Source organism: Pantoea sp. Ap-967, assembly GCF_011752565.1.
Taxonomy (GTDB): domain Bacteria; phylum Pseudomonadota; class Gammaproteobacteria; order Pseudomonadales; family Pseudomonadaceae; genus Aquipseudomonas.
Genome location: NZ_VWXK01000005.1, coordinates 238,584 through 254,213 on the forward strand (window position 1 = coordinate 238,584; position 15,630 = coordinate 254,213).

The 15,630-nt window shown below is 64.5% G+C and carries 10 protein-coding genes; all 10 read left to right on the forward strand.

Features of this window, described 5'->3' with window-relative positions; genetic code table 11:
* The first annotated feature begins 34 nt into the window (after window positions 1-34).
* On the forward strand, window positions 35-775 hold the full coding sequence (locus F3J45_RS08055) for a flagellar basal body rod protein FlgF (RefSeq protein WP_167060006.1): 741 nt from the start codon (window positions 35-37) through the stop codon (window positions 773-775).
* Between the two features lie 47 nt (window positions 776-822).
* Window positions 823-1,608 (forward strand): flagellar basal-body rod protein FlgG, encoded by a 786-nt coding sequence (gene flgG / locus F3J45_RS08060; protein WP_167060009.1) that lies wholly within the window; start codon window positions 823-825, stop codon window positions 1,606-1,608.
* A gap of 54 nt (window positions 1,609-1,662) precedes the next feature.
* Window positions 1,663-2,358 carry a flagellar basal body L-ring protein FlgH gene (gene flgH / locus F3J45_RS08065; protein ID WP_167060012.1) on the forward strand — a complete coding sequence of 232 codons (696 nt, stop codon included), beginning with the start codon at window positions 1,663-1,665 and terminating at the stop codon, window positions 2,356-2,358.
* Between the two features lie 12 nt (window positions 2,359-2,370).
* Window positions 2,371-3,480 (forward strand): flagellar basal body P-ring protein FlgI, encoded by a 1,110-nt coding sequence (locus tag F3J45_RS08070; protein WP_167060015.1) that lies wholly within the window; start codon window positions 2,371-2,373, stop codon window positions 3,478-3,480.
* Window positions 3,481-3,491: 11 nt separating this feature from the next.
* Window positions 3,492-4,655 carry a flagellar assembly peptidoglycan hydrolase FlgJ gene (gene flgJ, locus F3J45_RS08075; RefSeq protein ID WP_167060018.1) on the forward strand — a complete coding sequence of 388 codons (1,164 nt, stop codon included), beginning with the start codon at window positions 3,492-3,494 and terminating at the stop codon, window positions 4,653-4,655.
* 12 nt (window positions 4,656-4,667) lie between these two features.
* A complete protein-coding gene (gene flgK, locus F3J45_RS08080) occupies window positions 4,668-6,701 on the forward strand; it encodes a flagellar hook-associated protein FlgK (RefSeq protein WP_167060021.1) in 2,034 nt (677 codons plus the stop codon).
* A 13-nt stretch (window positions 6,702-6,714) separates the two neighbouring features.
* Complete coding sequence (locus tag F3J45_RS08085; RefSeq protein WP_167060025.1) at window positions 6,715-8,298, forward strand: flagellar hook-associated protein 3; 1,584 nt, start codon at window positions 6,715-6,717, stop codon at window positions 8,296-8,298.
* A gap of 145 nt (window positions 8,299-8,443) precedes the next feature.
* Entirely contained in the window at window positions 8,444-12,019 is a 3,576-nt protein-coding gene (locus F3J45_RS30480) for a glycosyltransferase (RefSeq protein ID WP_167060028.1), read from the forward strand.
* A gap of 52 nt (window positions 12,020-12,071) precedes the next feature.
* Complete coding sequence (locus F3J45_RS08095) at window positions 12,072-14,810, forward strand: glycosyltransferase (RefSeq protein ID WP_167060031.1); 2,739 nt, start codon at window positions 12,072-12,074, stop codon at window positions 14,808-14,810.
* 116 nt (window positions 14,811-14,926) lie between these two features.
* On the forward strand, window positions 14,927-15,628 hold the full coding sequence (locus F3J45_RS08100) for a WbqC family protein (protein ID WP_167060034.1): 702 nt from the start codon (window positions 14,927-14,929) through the stop codon (window positions 15,626-15,628).
* Window positions 15,629-15,630 lie beyond the last annotated feature (2 nt).

Below are 15,630 nucleotides of genomic sequence, written 5' to 3' on the forward strand. Positions count from 1 at the left end.
CGGCAAACGCCGGCCAGTGCAGCGGAGGATGACTGTGGACAAGATGCTTTACGTGGCCATGACCGGCGCCAGCCAGAACGCACTGGCGCAGAAGGCCCACGCCAACAACCTGGCGAACATTTCCACCAACGGTTTTCAGCGCGACCTGGAGCAGGCGCGCTCGATGCCGGTGTTCGGTGACAGCTTTCCGTCGCGGGCGTTTGCCATGACCGAACGCCCAGCCACTGACTTCAGCGAAGGGCCGATGGTTGAAACCGGCCGTGACCTGGACGTGGCCGTGGCCGGGCAGGGCTTCATCGCCGTGCAGGCACCCGATGGCAGCGAAGCCTATGTGCGCACTGGCAGCCTGAATATCGATGCACTGGGCGTGCTGCGCGCCGGCAACGGCATGCCGGTGATTGGCAATGGCGGCCCGATCGCCATTCCGCCTGAGCAGAAGGTTGAAGTGGGCGCCGACGGCACCCTGAGCATCCGGTCCATGGGCGAAGGCCCGCGGGTAATGGCCGAGGTCGACCGCATCAAGCTGGTCAACCCCGACACCAAGGGCATGACCAAGGGCCTGGACGGTTTGATCCACACCCAGAACGGCCAACCGGCCGCCGCCGACGTCAATGTGCGGGTGGTGTCGGGCTTCCTCGAAGGCAGCAATGTCAACGCGGTGGAAGAAATGACCTCGGTGCTGGCGCTGTCCCGCCAATTCGAACTGCACGTGAAAATGATGAACGCGGCCAAGGAAGGCGATGAAGCCATGGCGCGTGTTTTGCAAATCGGCTAACCACACTTGAACGGGTGCCGTAAAACAGGCGCACGAGGAGAATACTGATGCTTCCGGCTCTTTGGGTCGCAAAAACCGGCCTGTCCGCCCAGGACACCAACCTGACCGTCATTTCCAACAACCTGGCCAACGTTTCGACCACCGGCTTCAAACGCGATCGCGCCGAGTTCCAGGACCTGCTCTACCAGATCAAGCGCCAGCCAGGCGCGCAGTCCACCCAGGACAGCGAGCTGCCATCGGGCCTGCAGGTCGGTACCGGTGTGCGCATCGTCGGCACCCAGAAGAACTTCCAGACCGGCAGCCTGCAAACCACCGAGAACCCGCTGGACCTGGCGGTCAACGGCCGTGGTTTCTTCCAGGTGCTGCAGCCGGACGGCACGGTTTCGTACACCCGTGACGGCACCTTCCACCTGAACTCCGACGGCCAGGTCGTCACCGCCCAGGGCTTTGCCCTGGAGCCTGCCATCGTCGTGCCGAACAACGCCCAGACCTTCACCGTCGGCCAGGACGGCACCGTGTCGATCACCACCGCCGGCAACGCCGCCGCCCAGGTCATCGGCAACCTGCAAACCGCCGACTTCATCAACCCGGCCGGCCTGCAGGCCATCGGTGACAACCTGTTCCTGGAAACCGCCTCCAGCGGCGCGCCGCAGGTCGGCACCCCGGGCCTGAACGGCTTCGGCACCACCCTGCAGCAAACCCTGGAAAACTCCAACGTCAGCACCGTGGAAGAGCTGGTGAACATGATCACCACCCAGCGCGCCTACGAGATGAACTCCAAGGTCATCTCCACCGCCGACCAGATGCTGTCGTTCGTTACCCAGCAGCTCTGAAGCCTGGTAGCCCAGGTTCTGGTTCTACTCCCGTTACACCGTGAGGTATGTGTCATGAAGCGTTTGTTGTCCGTGTTCGCCCTGGGGGGGGCGGTTGTCCTGGCAGGTTGCGTCGCCCCGACGCCCAAGCCGAACGACCCGTATTACGCGCCGGTTCTGCCGCGCACCCCGCTGCCGGCGGCCGCCAACAACGGTTCGATCTACCAGGCCGGTTTCGACCAGAACCTGTACACCGACCGCAAGGCGTTCCGCGTGGGTGACATCATCACCATCACCCTGAACGAGAAGACTTCGGCGAGCAAGAACGCCGGGTCCCAGGTCGCCAAGACCAGCAAGACCGACATCGGCCTGACCTCGCTGTTCGGCGCATCGCCCAACACCAACAACCCGTTCGGCGGCGGTGACCTGTCGCTTGAAGCCGGCTACAGCGGCGACCGCGCCACCAAGGGCGACAGCAAGGCCACCCAGGGCAACACCCTGACCGGTTCCATCACCGTCACCGTGGCCGAGGTGCTGCCCAACGGCATCATCGCCGTGCGCGGCGAGAAGTGGATGACCCTGAACACCGGTGAAGAACTGGTGCGCATTGCTGGCCTGGTGCGCGCCGACGACATCGCCACCGACAACACCGTGCCGTCCACCCGTGTGGCCGACGCGCGCATCACCTATTCGGGCACCGGCTCGTTCGCCGATGCCAGCCAGCCCGGTTGGCTGGACCGCTTCTTCCTGAGCCCGCTTTGGCCCTTCTGAGTACGGATGAACATGTTCAACGTAAGGCAGCTGATTGCCGCGACCCTGCTCCTGTCCTGTGCCTTCGGTGCCCATGCCGAGCGCCTGAAGGACATCGCCAGCATTTCTGGCGTGCGTTCCAACCAGTTGATCGGCTATGGCCTGGTGGTGGGGCTCAACGGCACGGGTGACCAGACCACCCAGACGCCGTTCACCCTGCAAACCTTCAACAACATGCTGTCGCAGTTCGGCATCAAGGTGCCGGCAGGTTCGGGCAACGTGCAGCTCAAGAACGTCGCTGCGGTGTCGGTGCACGCCGACCTGCCGGCGTTCGCCAAGCCGGGGCAGGTGATCGACATCACCGTGTCGTCGATCGGTAACTCCAAGAGCCTGCGTGGCGGCAGCCTGCTGATGACCCCGCTCAAGGGTATCGACGGCAACGTCTACGCCATCGCCCAGGGCAACCTGGTGGTCGGCGGCTTCGACGCCGAAGGCCGCGACGGCTCGAAGATTACCGTCAACGTTCCGTCGGCCGGGCGCATTCCCGGCGGTGCTTCGGTCGAGCGTGCGGTGCCGAGCGGCTTCAACCAGGGCAATACCCTGACCCTGAACCTCAACCGCCCGGACTTCACCACGGCCAAGCGCATCGTCGACAAGGTCAATGACCTGCTCGGCCCAGGCGTGGCCCAGGCCGTGGACGGCGGTTCGGTGCGCGTTACCGCGCCGATGGACCCGAGCCAGCGCGTGGATTACCTGTCGATCCTGGAAAACCTTGAGGTCGACCCGGGCCAGGCCGTGGCCAAGGTCATCATCAACTCGCGTACCGGCACCATCGTCATTGGCCAGAACGTCAAGGTGTCGCCGGCGGCGGTCACCCACGGCAGCCTGACCGTGACCATCACCGAAGACCCGATCGTCAGCCAGCCGGGGCCGTTCTCCAACGGCCAGACCGCCGTGGTGCCGCGCTCGCGGGTCAACGCGCAACAGGAAGCCAAGCCGATGTTCAAGTTCGGCCCGGGCACCACGCTGGATGAGATCGTCCGGGCGGTGAACCAGGTCGGCGCAGCACCGGGCGACCTGATGGCGATCCTCGAAGCCCTGAAGCAGGCCGGCGCGTTGCAGGCCGACCTGATCGTGATCTGAGGACGCGGCCGATGAATTCGAAAAGCCTGGTGTCCAGCCACGCCGACAGCGGCGCCTACACCGACCTCAACCGCCTGAGCTCGCTCAAGCATGGCGACCGCGACAGCGACGCCAACGTGCGCAAGGTGGCCCAGGAGTTCGAGTCGCTGTTCGTCAGCGAAATGCTCAAGGCCTCGCGCAAGGCCAGCGACGTGCTGGCCGACGACAACCCGATGAACACCGAGACGGTCAAGCAGTACCGCGACATGTACGACCAGCAGCTGGCCGTGAGCATGTCCCGCGAAGGCGGCGGTATTGGCTTGCAGGATGTGCTGGTGCGCCAGCTGTCGAAGAACAAGGCTACGCCGGCCAACACCAGCCCGTTCCCGCGCATCGAAGGCAACGCGCCGGCGCTGTGGGGCAACAAGGTGGCCGAGCCGGTGCGGGCCCAGGCCAGTGCCACCCGCAACGACGTTGCGGCGCTCAATTCGCGGCGCCTGGCACTGCCCAGCCGGCTCACCGACCGCCTGCTGGCGGGCATCGTGCCGTCGGCCACAGGCGCCGATGCCACCACCAATACCGCCGCCGTGCCGGCCCGTGACGGGCAGCAGGTGGCCAGGGCCATCGCCATCCCGGACAACGGCCTGCGCATCACCGGCCGCGCCGTGGCGCAGCCGCCGCTGGCGCCGAAGAAAGCCTTCAGCGACAGCGATGACTTCGTCGCCACCATGCTGCCAATGGCCGAGCAGGCCGCCAAGCGCATCGGCATCGACCCCCGTTACCTGGTGGCCCAGGCCGCCCTGGAAACCGGCTGGGGCAAATCGGTGATGCGCAACAGCGACGGCAGCAGCAGCCACAACCTGTTCGGCATCAAGGCCAGCGGCAACTGGGAAGGCGATTCGGCGCGTGCGATCACCAGCGAATTCCGCGATGGCCAGTTCGTCAAGGAAACGGCGTCGTTCCGTTCCTACGACTCCTACCAGGACAGTTTCCACGACCTGGTGAACCTGTTGCAGAACAATTCGCGCTATCAAGATGCCGTGAAGTCGGCCGATAACCCAGAACAATTCGTGCGAGAACTGCAAAAGGCCGGGTACGCCACCGACCCGAGCTATGCCAGCAAGATCTCGCAGATCGCAAAGCAGATGAAGTCGTACGAGAGCTACGCAGCACTCGGGACCGCAACGAAACTTTAAGGGTATGGAACCATGGCGAGTCTGATCAATATTGGCATGTCGGGGCTTGGCGCCGCGCAATCGGGGATGTACACCCTCGGTAACAACATCGCCAACGCCGACGTCGAAAGCTACTCGCGCCAGCAGAACGTGCAGACCACCAAGGGCGCGCAGCAGGTTGGCCAGGTGTTCATCGGCACCGGCACCACCCTGGCCGACGTGCGTCGGGTGTACAACGCATTCCTTGAGAACCAGCTGCGTACCACCACCTCGCTGAGCAGCGACGCCAGTTCCTACCTGAGCCAGATCGACCCGCTGGACACCGCCCTGTCGAGCAGTGACACCGGCATCACCGCCGCCCTGCAAAGCTTCTTCAGCGCCATGCAGGACGCCGCCGCCAAGCCCACCGAGGACGCCTCGCGCCAGCTGCTGCTGACCAGCGCGCAGTCCCTGGCCAAGCGCTTCAACACCCTGTCGTCGCAGCTGAACCAGCAGAACAGCACGATCAACGCCAACATGGCGTCGATCGCCGACAAGGTCAACGCGCTGACCAAGTCGATTGCCGACCTCAACGGCCAGATCTCCAAGATGACCGCCGTCAACGGCCAGCCCAACGACCTGCTCGACCAGCGCGATGGCGCGGTGCGCGAGCTGTCGTCGCTGATCGGCGCCGACGTGGTGGAGCAGAAGAACGGCAACTACGACATCTACCTGAAGAACGGCCAGGCCCTGGTGCTGGGCAACACTACCCAGACCATCGGTGTAGAACCGAGCGCCACCGACCCGACCCGCATGAGCCTGATCCTCAACCGCGGCTCGACCAAGATGGACATCACCAACAGCACCACCGGCGGTGAGCTCGGTGGGCTGATCCGCTACCGCAAGGAAACCCTCGACCCTGCGCTCAACGAGCTCGGTCGCGTGGCCCTGGTGGTGGCCGATGCCATCAACAGCCAGCTAGCCCAGGGCATCGACAAGAACGGTGACTTCGGCTCGACGTTGTTCGCCGATATCAACAGTGCGGCGGCCATCAGCCAGCGCAGCATTGCCAAGAGCGGCAATAGCGCAGGCTCGGGCAACCTGGACGTGACCATCAAGGACACTGGCAAGCTGACCACCAGCGACTACCAGGTGACCTTCAACAGCGCCAAAGAATACACCGTGCGCAAGCTGCCCGACGGCACCGACATGGGCACCTACAGCCTCGATGACGACCCGGCGCCGGTGATCGACGGCTTCAGCCTGTCGCTCAATGGTGGCGGCCTGAGTGCCGGTGACAGCTTCAAGATCACCCCGACGCGCAATGCCGCGGGCGCTATCGACACCGTGCTGACCGACCCCAAGCGCCTGGCGCTGGCTGCACCGCTGACCGCCACCAGCGGCTCGGGCAACAAGGGCACCGGCGTGATCAGCCAGCCGACCCTGACCTCGCAACTGGACATCTACGACGCCGCCCAGCGTGCGCAACTGCAAACTGGCCTGAAGAATTCGACCCCGGTCAAGTTGGTGTTCGGCGATGACACCGCCTCGCCCCAGGCGTACACGATGTACGACGCCCAGGGCAACAACATCGGCAGCGGCACGATCATTCCAGGCCAGGAAAACAAGCTGTCGCTGTCGGTGCCGATGGTCGATGCCAACGGCAACTCGCTGGGCAGCAGCTTCACCTTCGACATGAGCGTGTCGGGCGCGCCGAAAAATGGCGACAGCTACACCGTGTCGCTGACCGCGGCGGGCTCTGCGGACAACCGCAACAGCCAGTCGGTGATCGACCTGCAGACCAAGTCCACCGTCGAGGTGGGCGCCGACGGCAAGGGCATCAGCTTTACCGATGCCTACGCCAAGCTGGTGTCCAACGTCGGCGGCAAGGCCGGCCAGGCGCAGATGGACAGCGACGCCACCACGGCGCTGCAGAAGTCTGCAGTGGAAGCGCGCAATGGCGTGTCTGGCGTGTCGATCGACGAAGAGACCGGCAACCTGATCAAGTTCCAGCAGTACTACACCGCGTCGTCGCAGATCATCAAGGCGGCCCAGGAAACCTTCGCCACCCTGATCAACAGTCTTTAAGGAGCCGTAGATCGTGAGCGTACGCATCTCTACTTCGCAGTTCTATAACACCAACCAGGCCAACTACCAGAGCAACTTCGCCAAGACGGTGCAGACCCAGCAGGAAGCCAGCGATGGCATCCGCGTGCGCTCGGCCAAGGATGACCCGGTGGGGGCGGCGCGGTTGCTGCAGCTGGAACAGCAGCAGAACATGCTCAAGCAGTACAACGGCAACATCACCAGCGTGCGTAATGCCCTGGGCACCGCCGAGAGCACGTTGGACTCGATCGGCAAGATTCTGCAACGGGTCAATGAACTGGCGATCAGCTCCGGCAACGCCTCGTTCACCGACTCCGACCGCAAGTCCAACGCCGACGAACTGGCGTCGCTGGAAGACCAGTTGTTTTCGCTGATGAACAGCAAGGATGAGAACGGCAAGTACCTGTTCTCGGGTTCCAAAGGTGATACGCCACCTTACGTGCGTAATTCCGACGGCACCTACAGCTACCAGGGCGACCAGGGCAAGCTGAACCTGCAGGTGGGCGATATGCTCACCCTGGCGGCCAACGAGACCGGCTACGATGCGTTCGAGCAGGCACTCAACACCAGCCGTAGCCAGACCACCCAGACCGCACCGTCCCCCGACGATGGCCGCGTCAGCCTGTCCAATGGCCAGGTTTCGGGCAGCTCGACCTACAACGACCGCTTCCGCAGCGGCGAGCCGTACACCATCGAGTTCATCAGCAGCACCGAATTCAAGATCACCGACGCCAACAACAATGACGTCACCCTCGAAGCCAGCCAGGGCGGCAAGTTCGACCCCAATGGCAGCAACACCACCGTGAGCTTCCGCGGTGTCGACCTGCGCCTGGACATCACCTACAAGGACGGCGACAAGGGCAACGAGGACGCGGTCATTGCCGGGCATACCTTCACCTTGAGTTCCAAGGCCGACGAGGTGTCTGGCACCCGTAGCCCAGGTAACACGTCCACCGAGCAGATCACCAGCGCAACCATCACCGACCAAGCTGCCTACAAGGCCGCTTTCCCGGCCGGCGGAGCCGTACTCAAGTTCACCGGCACCAACACCTTCGAGTTGTACGCATCGCCGGTCAGTGCCGACAGCCGGCCGGTGGCTTCGGGCACCTTGGGTGGCCCGAACGGCACCACCGCCACTGCAGCAGGTGTCAGCTTCGAGTTGTCCGGTGCGCCGGCAGCCGGTGACTCGTTCGGGGTCAAGGTCGACACCCACCAGACCCAGAACATTCTGGACACCATTGGCAAGCTGCGCACCGCCCTGAGCACCCCACAGGACAGCGACCCGGCAGCCCGGCAGAACTTCCTGGCGTCGCTGGATTCGGCCATTGGCAACATTGCCAGCGGCATCAACCAGGTGTCGTCGTCGGTCAGTGCCATTGGTGGTCGTGGCCAGGCGCTGGATGTCCAGGCCGAAACCAACGAAGCCATCGGCACCGAGAACACCAAGACGCAAAGCTCGATCCGCGAAAGCGACCCGGCCGAAGTGATGGTGCGCCTGCAGATGCAGACCAACATGCTTCAGGCCTCGCTGCAGGCTTATGCCAAGGTCGCGGGCCTGTCGCTGGTCAACTACATCTGATTGAGCTTGGGCGTTCGCCTGCGCATCACACGAGGGTACCCCGGCAACGGCCGAACGGCCCTGCAGCGGTACCCTCGTGTCGTTTGGGGCGCGAGGGCCTGCCGAATTCTTCAGCGCAACACAGTTTCCCATCAAGGTCGTCATCGTGACTGAGCAGCCACTTGTCAGCATCGCCATCCCGGCATTCAGTGCCGAATTCTTCCGTGGCACCCTGGCCAGCGCCCTTGCCCAGAATTACCCGAACCTGGAAATCATCGTTTGCGATGACAGCGCCGACGGCCAGATCGAAGCCATCTGCGTGGAAATGGCAGCGCGGGCGAGCGTGCCGCTGCGCCATGTCCGCAACCCGTCCCGGTTGGGTTTTGCCCGCAACCTGCAGGCCTGCCTGGAGCAGGCCAATGGCGAACTGATCAAGTTCCTGTGCGATGACGACCTGTTGCTCGACAGTTGCATCAGCCGCCAGGCCGAGGTCATCAGCCGTTGGCCGCAGGTCAGCATGGTGATTGCCCAGCGGCTGATCTGTTCGGCCGATGACATCCTGCTGCCATCGCGCACACTCAATAGCGTGATCGCCCCGCAAAGTGCGGTGCTGGTGGGTACCGACCTGCTGGCAAGCATCACCGACAATGTGCCCAACCTGTTTGGCGGGCTCAGCCATGCCCTGTTCCGCCGCGACCAGGTGGAGGCGTACCTGGCCCAGTTGGTGATGGCTGGCGAAGGCTTCGCGGCGCGCCTTGACCTGGCCCTGTACGCCTGCCTGTTGCGGCGCGGGCACCTGGCGAGCCTGGAGCAGATCCTCAGCATCGAGCGGCTGCATGCCGGGCGCCTCAGCCATCACTCCAGCATGACCGAGGCCTACAAGGTTGAAACACAGTGGTTGGCACAGATGCTGGCGGCCAGCACCGGCGAGGCAGCACCTGCCAATGGCTGGGTACGCTACCTGCCGCTGGACGCCTACGCGGGCGATCTTAGCCAAGGCTGGGAAGAGTTCGATATCCGGCGCTTCTACGCCGGGCAGGTGGCCAACATCATTCAACAGGTCGGCAGCCATGCACTGAGCTTTGCCGAACTCTACAGCGACTGGTTGGAGTGCCGCGACCTTTCCCCTGGGCAGCTGCGATTATTGCCCAAGCGCATCGAGCAATGGCCGTCCCGACCGCGCATCGTACCGGTGGTGTGGTGCGAGCCGGGCGATGAGCCGGCGCTGCGCGCAACCCTCGACAGCCTGGCGGTGCAATCCTACGCCGCGGCCTCGGTTGTGGTCCTGGCTCCGGAAGGCTTTGCCAGGGTGGACGCTGCCCAGGTGCAGTACCTGCCGCTTCACGGCAGCGGCTTCGAACACCTCAACCCATGGCTGGCCGCGCCGGCCCGTGCCGATTGGGTGTTGCTGCTGCGCGCCGGCGACCGCCTGCACCCTCACGCACTGGTGATCATGGCCGAACGCATGGCGCTGCGCAGCGAAAGCCAATGCCTGTATGTCGATGAGGACACCTTCGACGGCCTTGCCCCCGGGAACCCGATCTTCAAGCCCGACTTCAACCTCGACCTGATGCGCAGCGTGCCCTATGTGGGGCGAGTGCTGGCGTTCCAGTGCGCGCAGTTGCAGGCGTTGGGCGGTTTCGACCCACAGTTCGGGAGCCTGGCGCCGCACGACCTGCTCTGGCGCATGGTCGAGGCCCATGGCCTGCATGTGGTCGAGCATGTGGCCGAATTGCTGGTGCACTGCCAGGGGGGGTATGCCAGTTGGCTCACCGAAACTGGCGGCCAACAGCAGGCGGTGCCGGTGGTCGAGGCCCACCTTCGCCGATTGGGTGTGCCGGCTGCAGTGGAAGGCGCCGGTGCCAGCATGGTCGCGCGCATCACCTATCAGCACGAGGCGCCGGCCAGTGTGTCGATCCTGATTCCGGCCGGGGAGCACCTGCACAGCCTCAGGCGCTGCGTGGAGTCGCTGTTCGAGCACACCGGCTACGGCAATTTCGAAGTGTTGCTGATTGCCGAGGGTAACGAGCCCGCTGATGTCGTTGCCTGGCTGTCGGCAATGCGCAGCCTCGGCGGCGCGCTGCGGGTCATCGATAGCCAGGCGCAGGGCAGGGCGGTTGCCTTCAACCAGGCCAGCCTGCAGGCGCGTGGCGATTACCTGGTGTTGCTCGACCCGGATTGTGCATTCATCGACAGCCAGTGGCTCGATACCCTGATGGCGCAGGCCCAGCGCCCCGAAGTAGGTGTGGTCGGGCCGATGCTGTGCGCCGCCGATGGCAAGGTGATCAGTGCTGGCCTGGTGCTGGGGCTGAACAATGGTACCGTCGGCACGCCGTTCACCGGCAGCACCCTGGGCGCCGATGGCTACATGGGGCGCCAGCGCCTGGTACAGAACTGGAGCGCCGTGAGCATCGACTGCCTGGCGGTTCGGCGTGAGCTGTTCGAGGCCTTGGCTGGCCTGGATGCCACGGGCCTTCAGCCAGGCCTGGTGGAAGCCGACCTGTGCCTTCGCGCGCGGGAAATGGGTTACCTGGTCGTGTGGACGCCTTTTGCCAAGGTGGCCAAGCTGTCGGCGCACCGGCCGCTTGCCATTGGCCATGAGGCGGCTGTCGCGGCCAGGGATGTGTTCCACGATCGTTGGCTGGCCCGCGTCGCCCATGACCCTGCGTACAACGACAACCTGAGCCTGAAGATTGCCAATTTCAACCTTGAGCCAGGCTTGCGCAGCGGCTGGGACCCGTTCATCGCACGGGCGATGCCCAGTGTGCTGGCGTTGCCGACCAACACCACCGCCATTGGCCACTATCGGGTCATCCAGCCCTTCACGGAGCTGGAGCGCGCTGGCTGGATCCAGGGCCGTATCAACCATACGACGCCGGGGTTGATCGAACTGGAGCGCGAAAAGCCCGATGTCCTGGTGCTGCAGTGCCGCTACACGCCGGCCAATATCAGGGAGATGGCGCGTTTCAAGCGCTTCTCCAATGCCCGGCGAATCTACGAGTTGGATGACTACATCATCGCGCCGCCGAAAAAGAACGATCACGCCCGCAACCTGCCGGGCAACATCGGTGAGCTGGTCGCCCAAGGGATCGCCCTGTGTGATCGCGTGGTGTGTTCCACCGAGCCACTGGCCGATGCCTTGTCGAACCTGCACGACGATATCCGCGTGGTGCCCAACATGCTTTGCGCCGAGCTGTGGGCGGGCTTGACCAGCCAGCGCCAGACCAGCATTCGCCCGCGCGTGGGCTGGGCCGGCGGCACCAGCCACCGGGGTGACCTGGAGCTGTTGCTGGAGGTGGTCAGGACCCTCGCCAGCGAGGTCGACTGGGTGTTCTTCGGCATGTGCCCGGAACCGCTTCGGCCCTATGTGAAGGAATTTCACCCGGCGATCTCCATGGCCGACTACCCGCGCAAGCTGGCCAGCCTGAACCTCGACCTGGCGCTGGCACCGTTGGAGCAGAACCTGTTCAACGACTGCAAGAGCAACCTGCGCCTGCTTGAGTACGGCGCCTGCGGCTTCCCGGTGATCTGCAGTGATTCCAAGGCCTACGCAGGCTACCTGCCGTGCACCCGGGTGAAAGGCAACACCACCGAACACTGGCTGGATGCGATCCGCATGCACCTGGCCGACCCGCAAGCCAGCTATCGCCAGGGCGATGCCCTGCGCGAGGCGGTGCTGCAGGACTACATGCTGATGCCGCACCATTTGCAGCATTGGGCCAACGCCTGGCTGGCGGACTGATACGAGGCGCAGGCGCGAGCTTGTGTCGTAATGACAATTGAACAGGTGCTTTATGATCGAAACAGCAATCGGCTCGCGCAACGATGTGACCGTGGTTCTGCTGGGGCAGGATCAGGCGGATAACCTTGCCCGGGCACAGCATTACCATCGCCAGGCCGGCGTGCCTTGCACGGGGCTGGCAGTGCAGCCTGAGGCCGGTGACCTTTCCCAGCGCCTGGCGCATCTGCTGGATCAGCTGACGACACCGTTCGTGATGCTCGCCGCCGACGCCGACTTCGTATTGGCCAGCGCCCTGGACAACGCAGCGGCATGCCTGGGTGAGCAGGCCCAGGCGGTGGCAGCGCAAGGCTATGCCCTGGGGTACGCGCCAGGTAATGGCCTGGTGGCCTATCACCGGGTCGGTTCGGCCTTCGCGCCCCTGGCGCAGGACAATGGCCGGGCCAGGCTGGCCCAGTATGCCGAAGCGGGCCAGCAAGCCTGGCGTGCCGTGGTGCGGGTAGCGAACCTCAAGGCTGCCCTGGCCACCTTGCCCGATGCCCTGGATGCGAGCGCGTGGCGCGTTGCCTTGTCGTACGCGCTGTTGGCCCAGGGGGCCGTCGTGCAATTGCCCCAGGTCGACGTGGTGCTGGAGCATGGGGTTGCGAGCGACAGCCCGGTAGCCCGTGACGAACGCCTGACCCAGTTGGTGCGCACGCTCCGCCAGTGGGACGGCGAGCAGTTGGCCCTGTGTGACGACGAAGCCGGTTTTGCCGTGCTCAATGCCTTTGTGCGCAACACCAGCGACGCCGAGGCACCGCTGATTTTCAGCTCGCGCTGGAGCAGCGTCATCGACGACCCGGAGCGCGAGTTCGAGCCGCGCCAAGACGTTCGCCTGCCGTATTACAACGGCGAGCTGTTTGCCCAACTGACGGCACTGGAGTTCCTTTGCCACGCCTGGCCGACCAGCCGCCAGCATGTGCATGCGCTGGAAGGCGTGTGGGTACGCCAGCGCGAACTGCTGCAGGAACACCCTAACGATACCACCGAGAGCCTGCAGCATCGTTACTGGCAAGCGCTGGCCTTGGGGCTGTTCAGCGCCGACGTCGGCCGGCGCCTGTTGTCGACGCTCAGCGATGATGCCCGCGTGCGGGAGATGAACGACTGGCTGGGGCGCCTTGAGCAAGTGCCGGGCAGTGACCTTGCCCAGCGTCTGCAAGGCACCGTATCGGGCCAACTGATCGAGGCGATTGCCGCCGCTACCCCGGATGAAGTCGGCCGCCGGCGTGTGCTTGCGCACCTTGCCAAGCACCCGGCCACGCAGATTGCCTTCGTCGTGCTTGACCTGGAAAACGATGACGCAAGCCTGCAGGCGACCTTCGACAGCCTGCTGGCTAGCGGCCTGCGCAATTTCAAGTTGCTGGTGCTCAAGGCTGGCAAGCCGCCCGCCATCACCACCGCGCGCGATACCCTGCATTTCATCCAGGTCAGCGAAAGCAATTGGGTGACCCACTTGAACCAGGCGTTGCGCCAATTGCCAAGCGACTGGCTGCTGTTGCTGGAGGCCGGGGATGTCCTGCTCAGTGGCGGCCTGCTGCGTCTGTGCGCCGAAATCAGCGAGGCGCCTGGTTGCCTGGCCATCGCTGCCAACGAAGTGCATCGCGATGCCGACGGGCGCTTGCTCGACGTGGTGCGCCCAGGCGCCGACCTGGACCTGCTGCGCAGCCAACCAGGCTTGATGTCGCGGCACTGGCTGGTGCGCCGTGAGGCGGTTGTGGAGCTGGGCGGTTACAGCGAAACCCACCGTAACGCGCTGGAGCTCGACCTGCTGCTGCGCCTGGTAGAGGCGCACGGGCTCGCCAGCCTGGCGCACATGGATGATCTGCTGGTCATTGGCCGGCAGGCCTCGCCGGCGCTGCCCCTGGCGGCGCAGACCGTGCTCGGCCGGCACCTGACGCAGCTGGGCTACCGCAGCCAGGTCAGCGACCAGGGCACCTCCGGCCTGGTGGTGGATTTCCGCCATGACGGCACACCGCTGGTCAGCATCCTGCTGGCCTACGAGGGCGACGTGGCGCAGTTGCAGGCTTGCCTGACGTCGGTGCTGCAGCGTACCCGTTACCCGCGTTACGAAGTGCTGCTGGCGTGCGCCAGCGATCAATTCGACATCGAAAGCGATGCCGCCAAGGCCCTGGCAGGGCGCGTGCGCCTGTTGGCGGGGGAGGCGGGTGCCTCGCGTGAAGCCCTGTTGAACCTGGCGGCCAGCCAGGCGCGCGGCGAGTACCTGGTGCTGTTGTCGGCGCGTTGCAACGTGATCACCCCGGCCTGGATCGAAGGCCTGCTCAATGAAGCTCAGCGGCCGGAAGTCGGGGTTGTTGGTGCGCGCCTGTTCGCCACCGACGGCACCTTGGCCCATGCCGGTTACCAATTGCTCGCCGGGCCTCAGGTGCTCCAGCCCTGGGAGGGGTTGCCGGCCGAGCAAGTGGCCAGGCAGCGCTGGTTGTCCTCGGTGCGCAGCTGCGCGGCGGTGTCCGGAGACTGCCTGATGGTGCGCAAGTCGGTCTTTGAACACTGTGCTGGGTTGCAGGCGCAGCCCGGTGCCGATATCGACTTGTGCCTGGGTGTTCGCGATGCCGGCCTGATGGTGGTGTGGACACCGCGTTCGCAGCTGTTGGTTCATTCGCGCCCAGGCGCCGAACATGCCAATGCCGGGGCGGCGGTAGCCGCACGCTGGCCGGCCGCCTTCAGCGACCAGATGCCGTTCGATGGCCGCGCATTCAGCGCTGACCGGCTGGCATGGTTGGGCCAGCTGGCGTAGCCGTTGCAGCTGGCGCGGGAATTGCAAAAGCCGGGTTAATGACCCGGCTTTTTCATGTCCGGTGGCAACTTATTGACAGGCCCAGGGCGTGAGATGCGCGCTGGATGGGATGAGTGATGCAAAAGAAAGTGGCTGTGCTGCAGTCCAACTACATTCCCTGGAAGGGGTACTTTGACCTGATCCGCAGTGTCGATGCGTTCGTGTTCTACGACGACGTGCAATACACCCGTCGCGACTGGCGCAACCGCAACAAGATCAAGACCGCCCAGGGTGAGCATTGGTTGACGGTGCCGGTGAAGAACAAAGGGCGCTTCGAGCAACTGATCAACGAGGTCGAGATCAGCGACCCCCACTGGGCCGAGCAACACTGGAAGACGATCGCCATGAGTTACCGTCGCGCGGCCTGCTTCGACATGATGGAAGGCCGCATCCGCGCGTTGTATGAGCAGGCGGGCCGGCTCGATCACCTGTCGGCCATCAACCAGTTGTTCATTGCCGGCCTGTGCCCCTTGCTGGGTATCCACACCCCGTTGTACCGCTCCGAGGAACTGGGCAAGGCAGACGGGCGCAACGAGCGCTTGATTCACCTGTGCCAGGCCGTGCAGGGCAGCCATTACCTGTCGGGCCCCGCAGCCAGTTGCTACCTCGATGAAGCGGCCTTTGCCGCCGCCGGGCTTGAGGTGTCGTACATGAGTTATGCCGGTTACCCCGAGTACCCGCAAGTGCACGGTGAGTTCCAGCATGCGGTGAGCGTGATTGACCTGCTGTTCAACACCGGAACCGACGCCATCGCCTTCCTGGAACGTCGGGCTGCCTGATG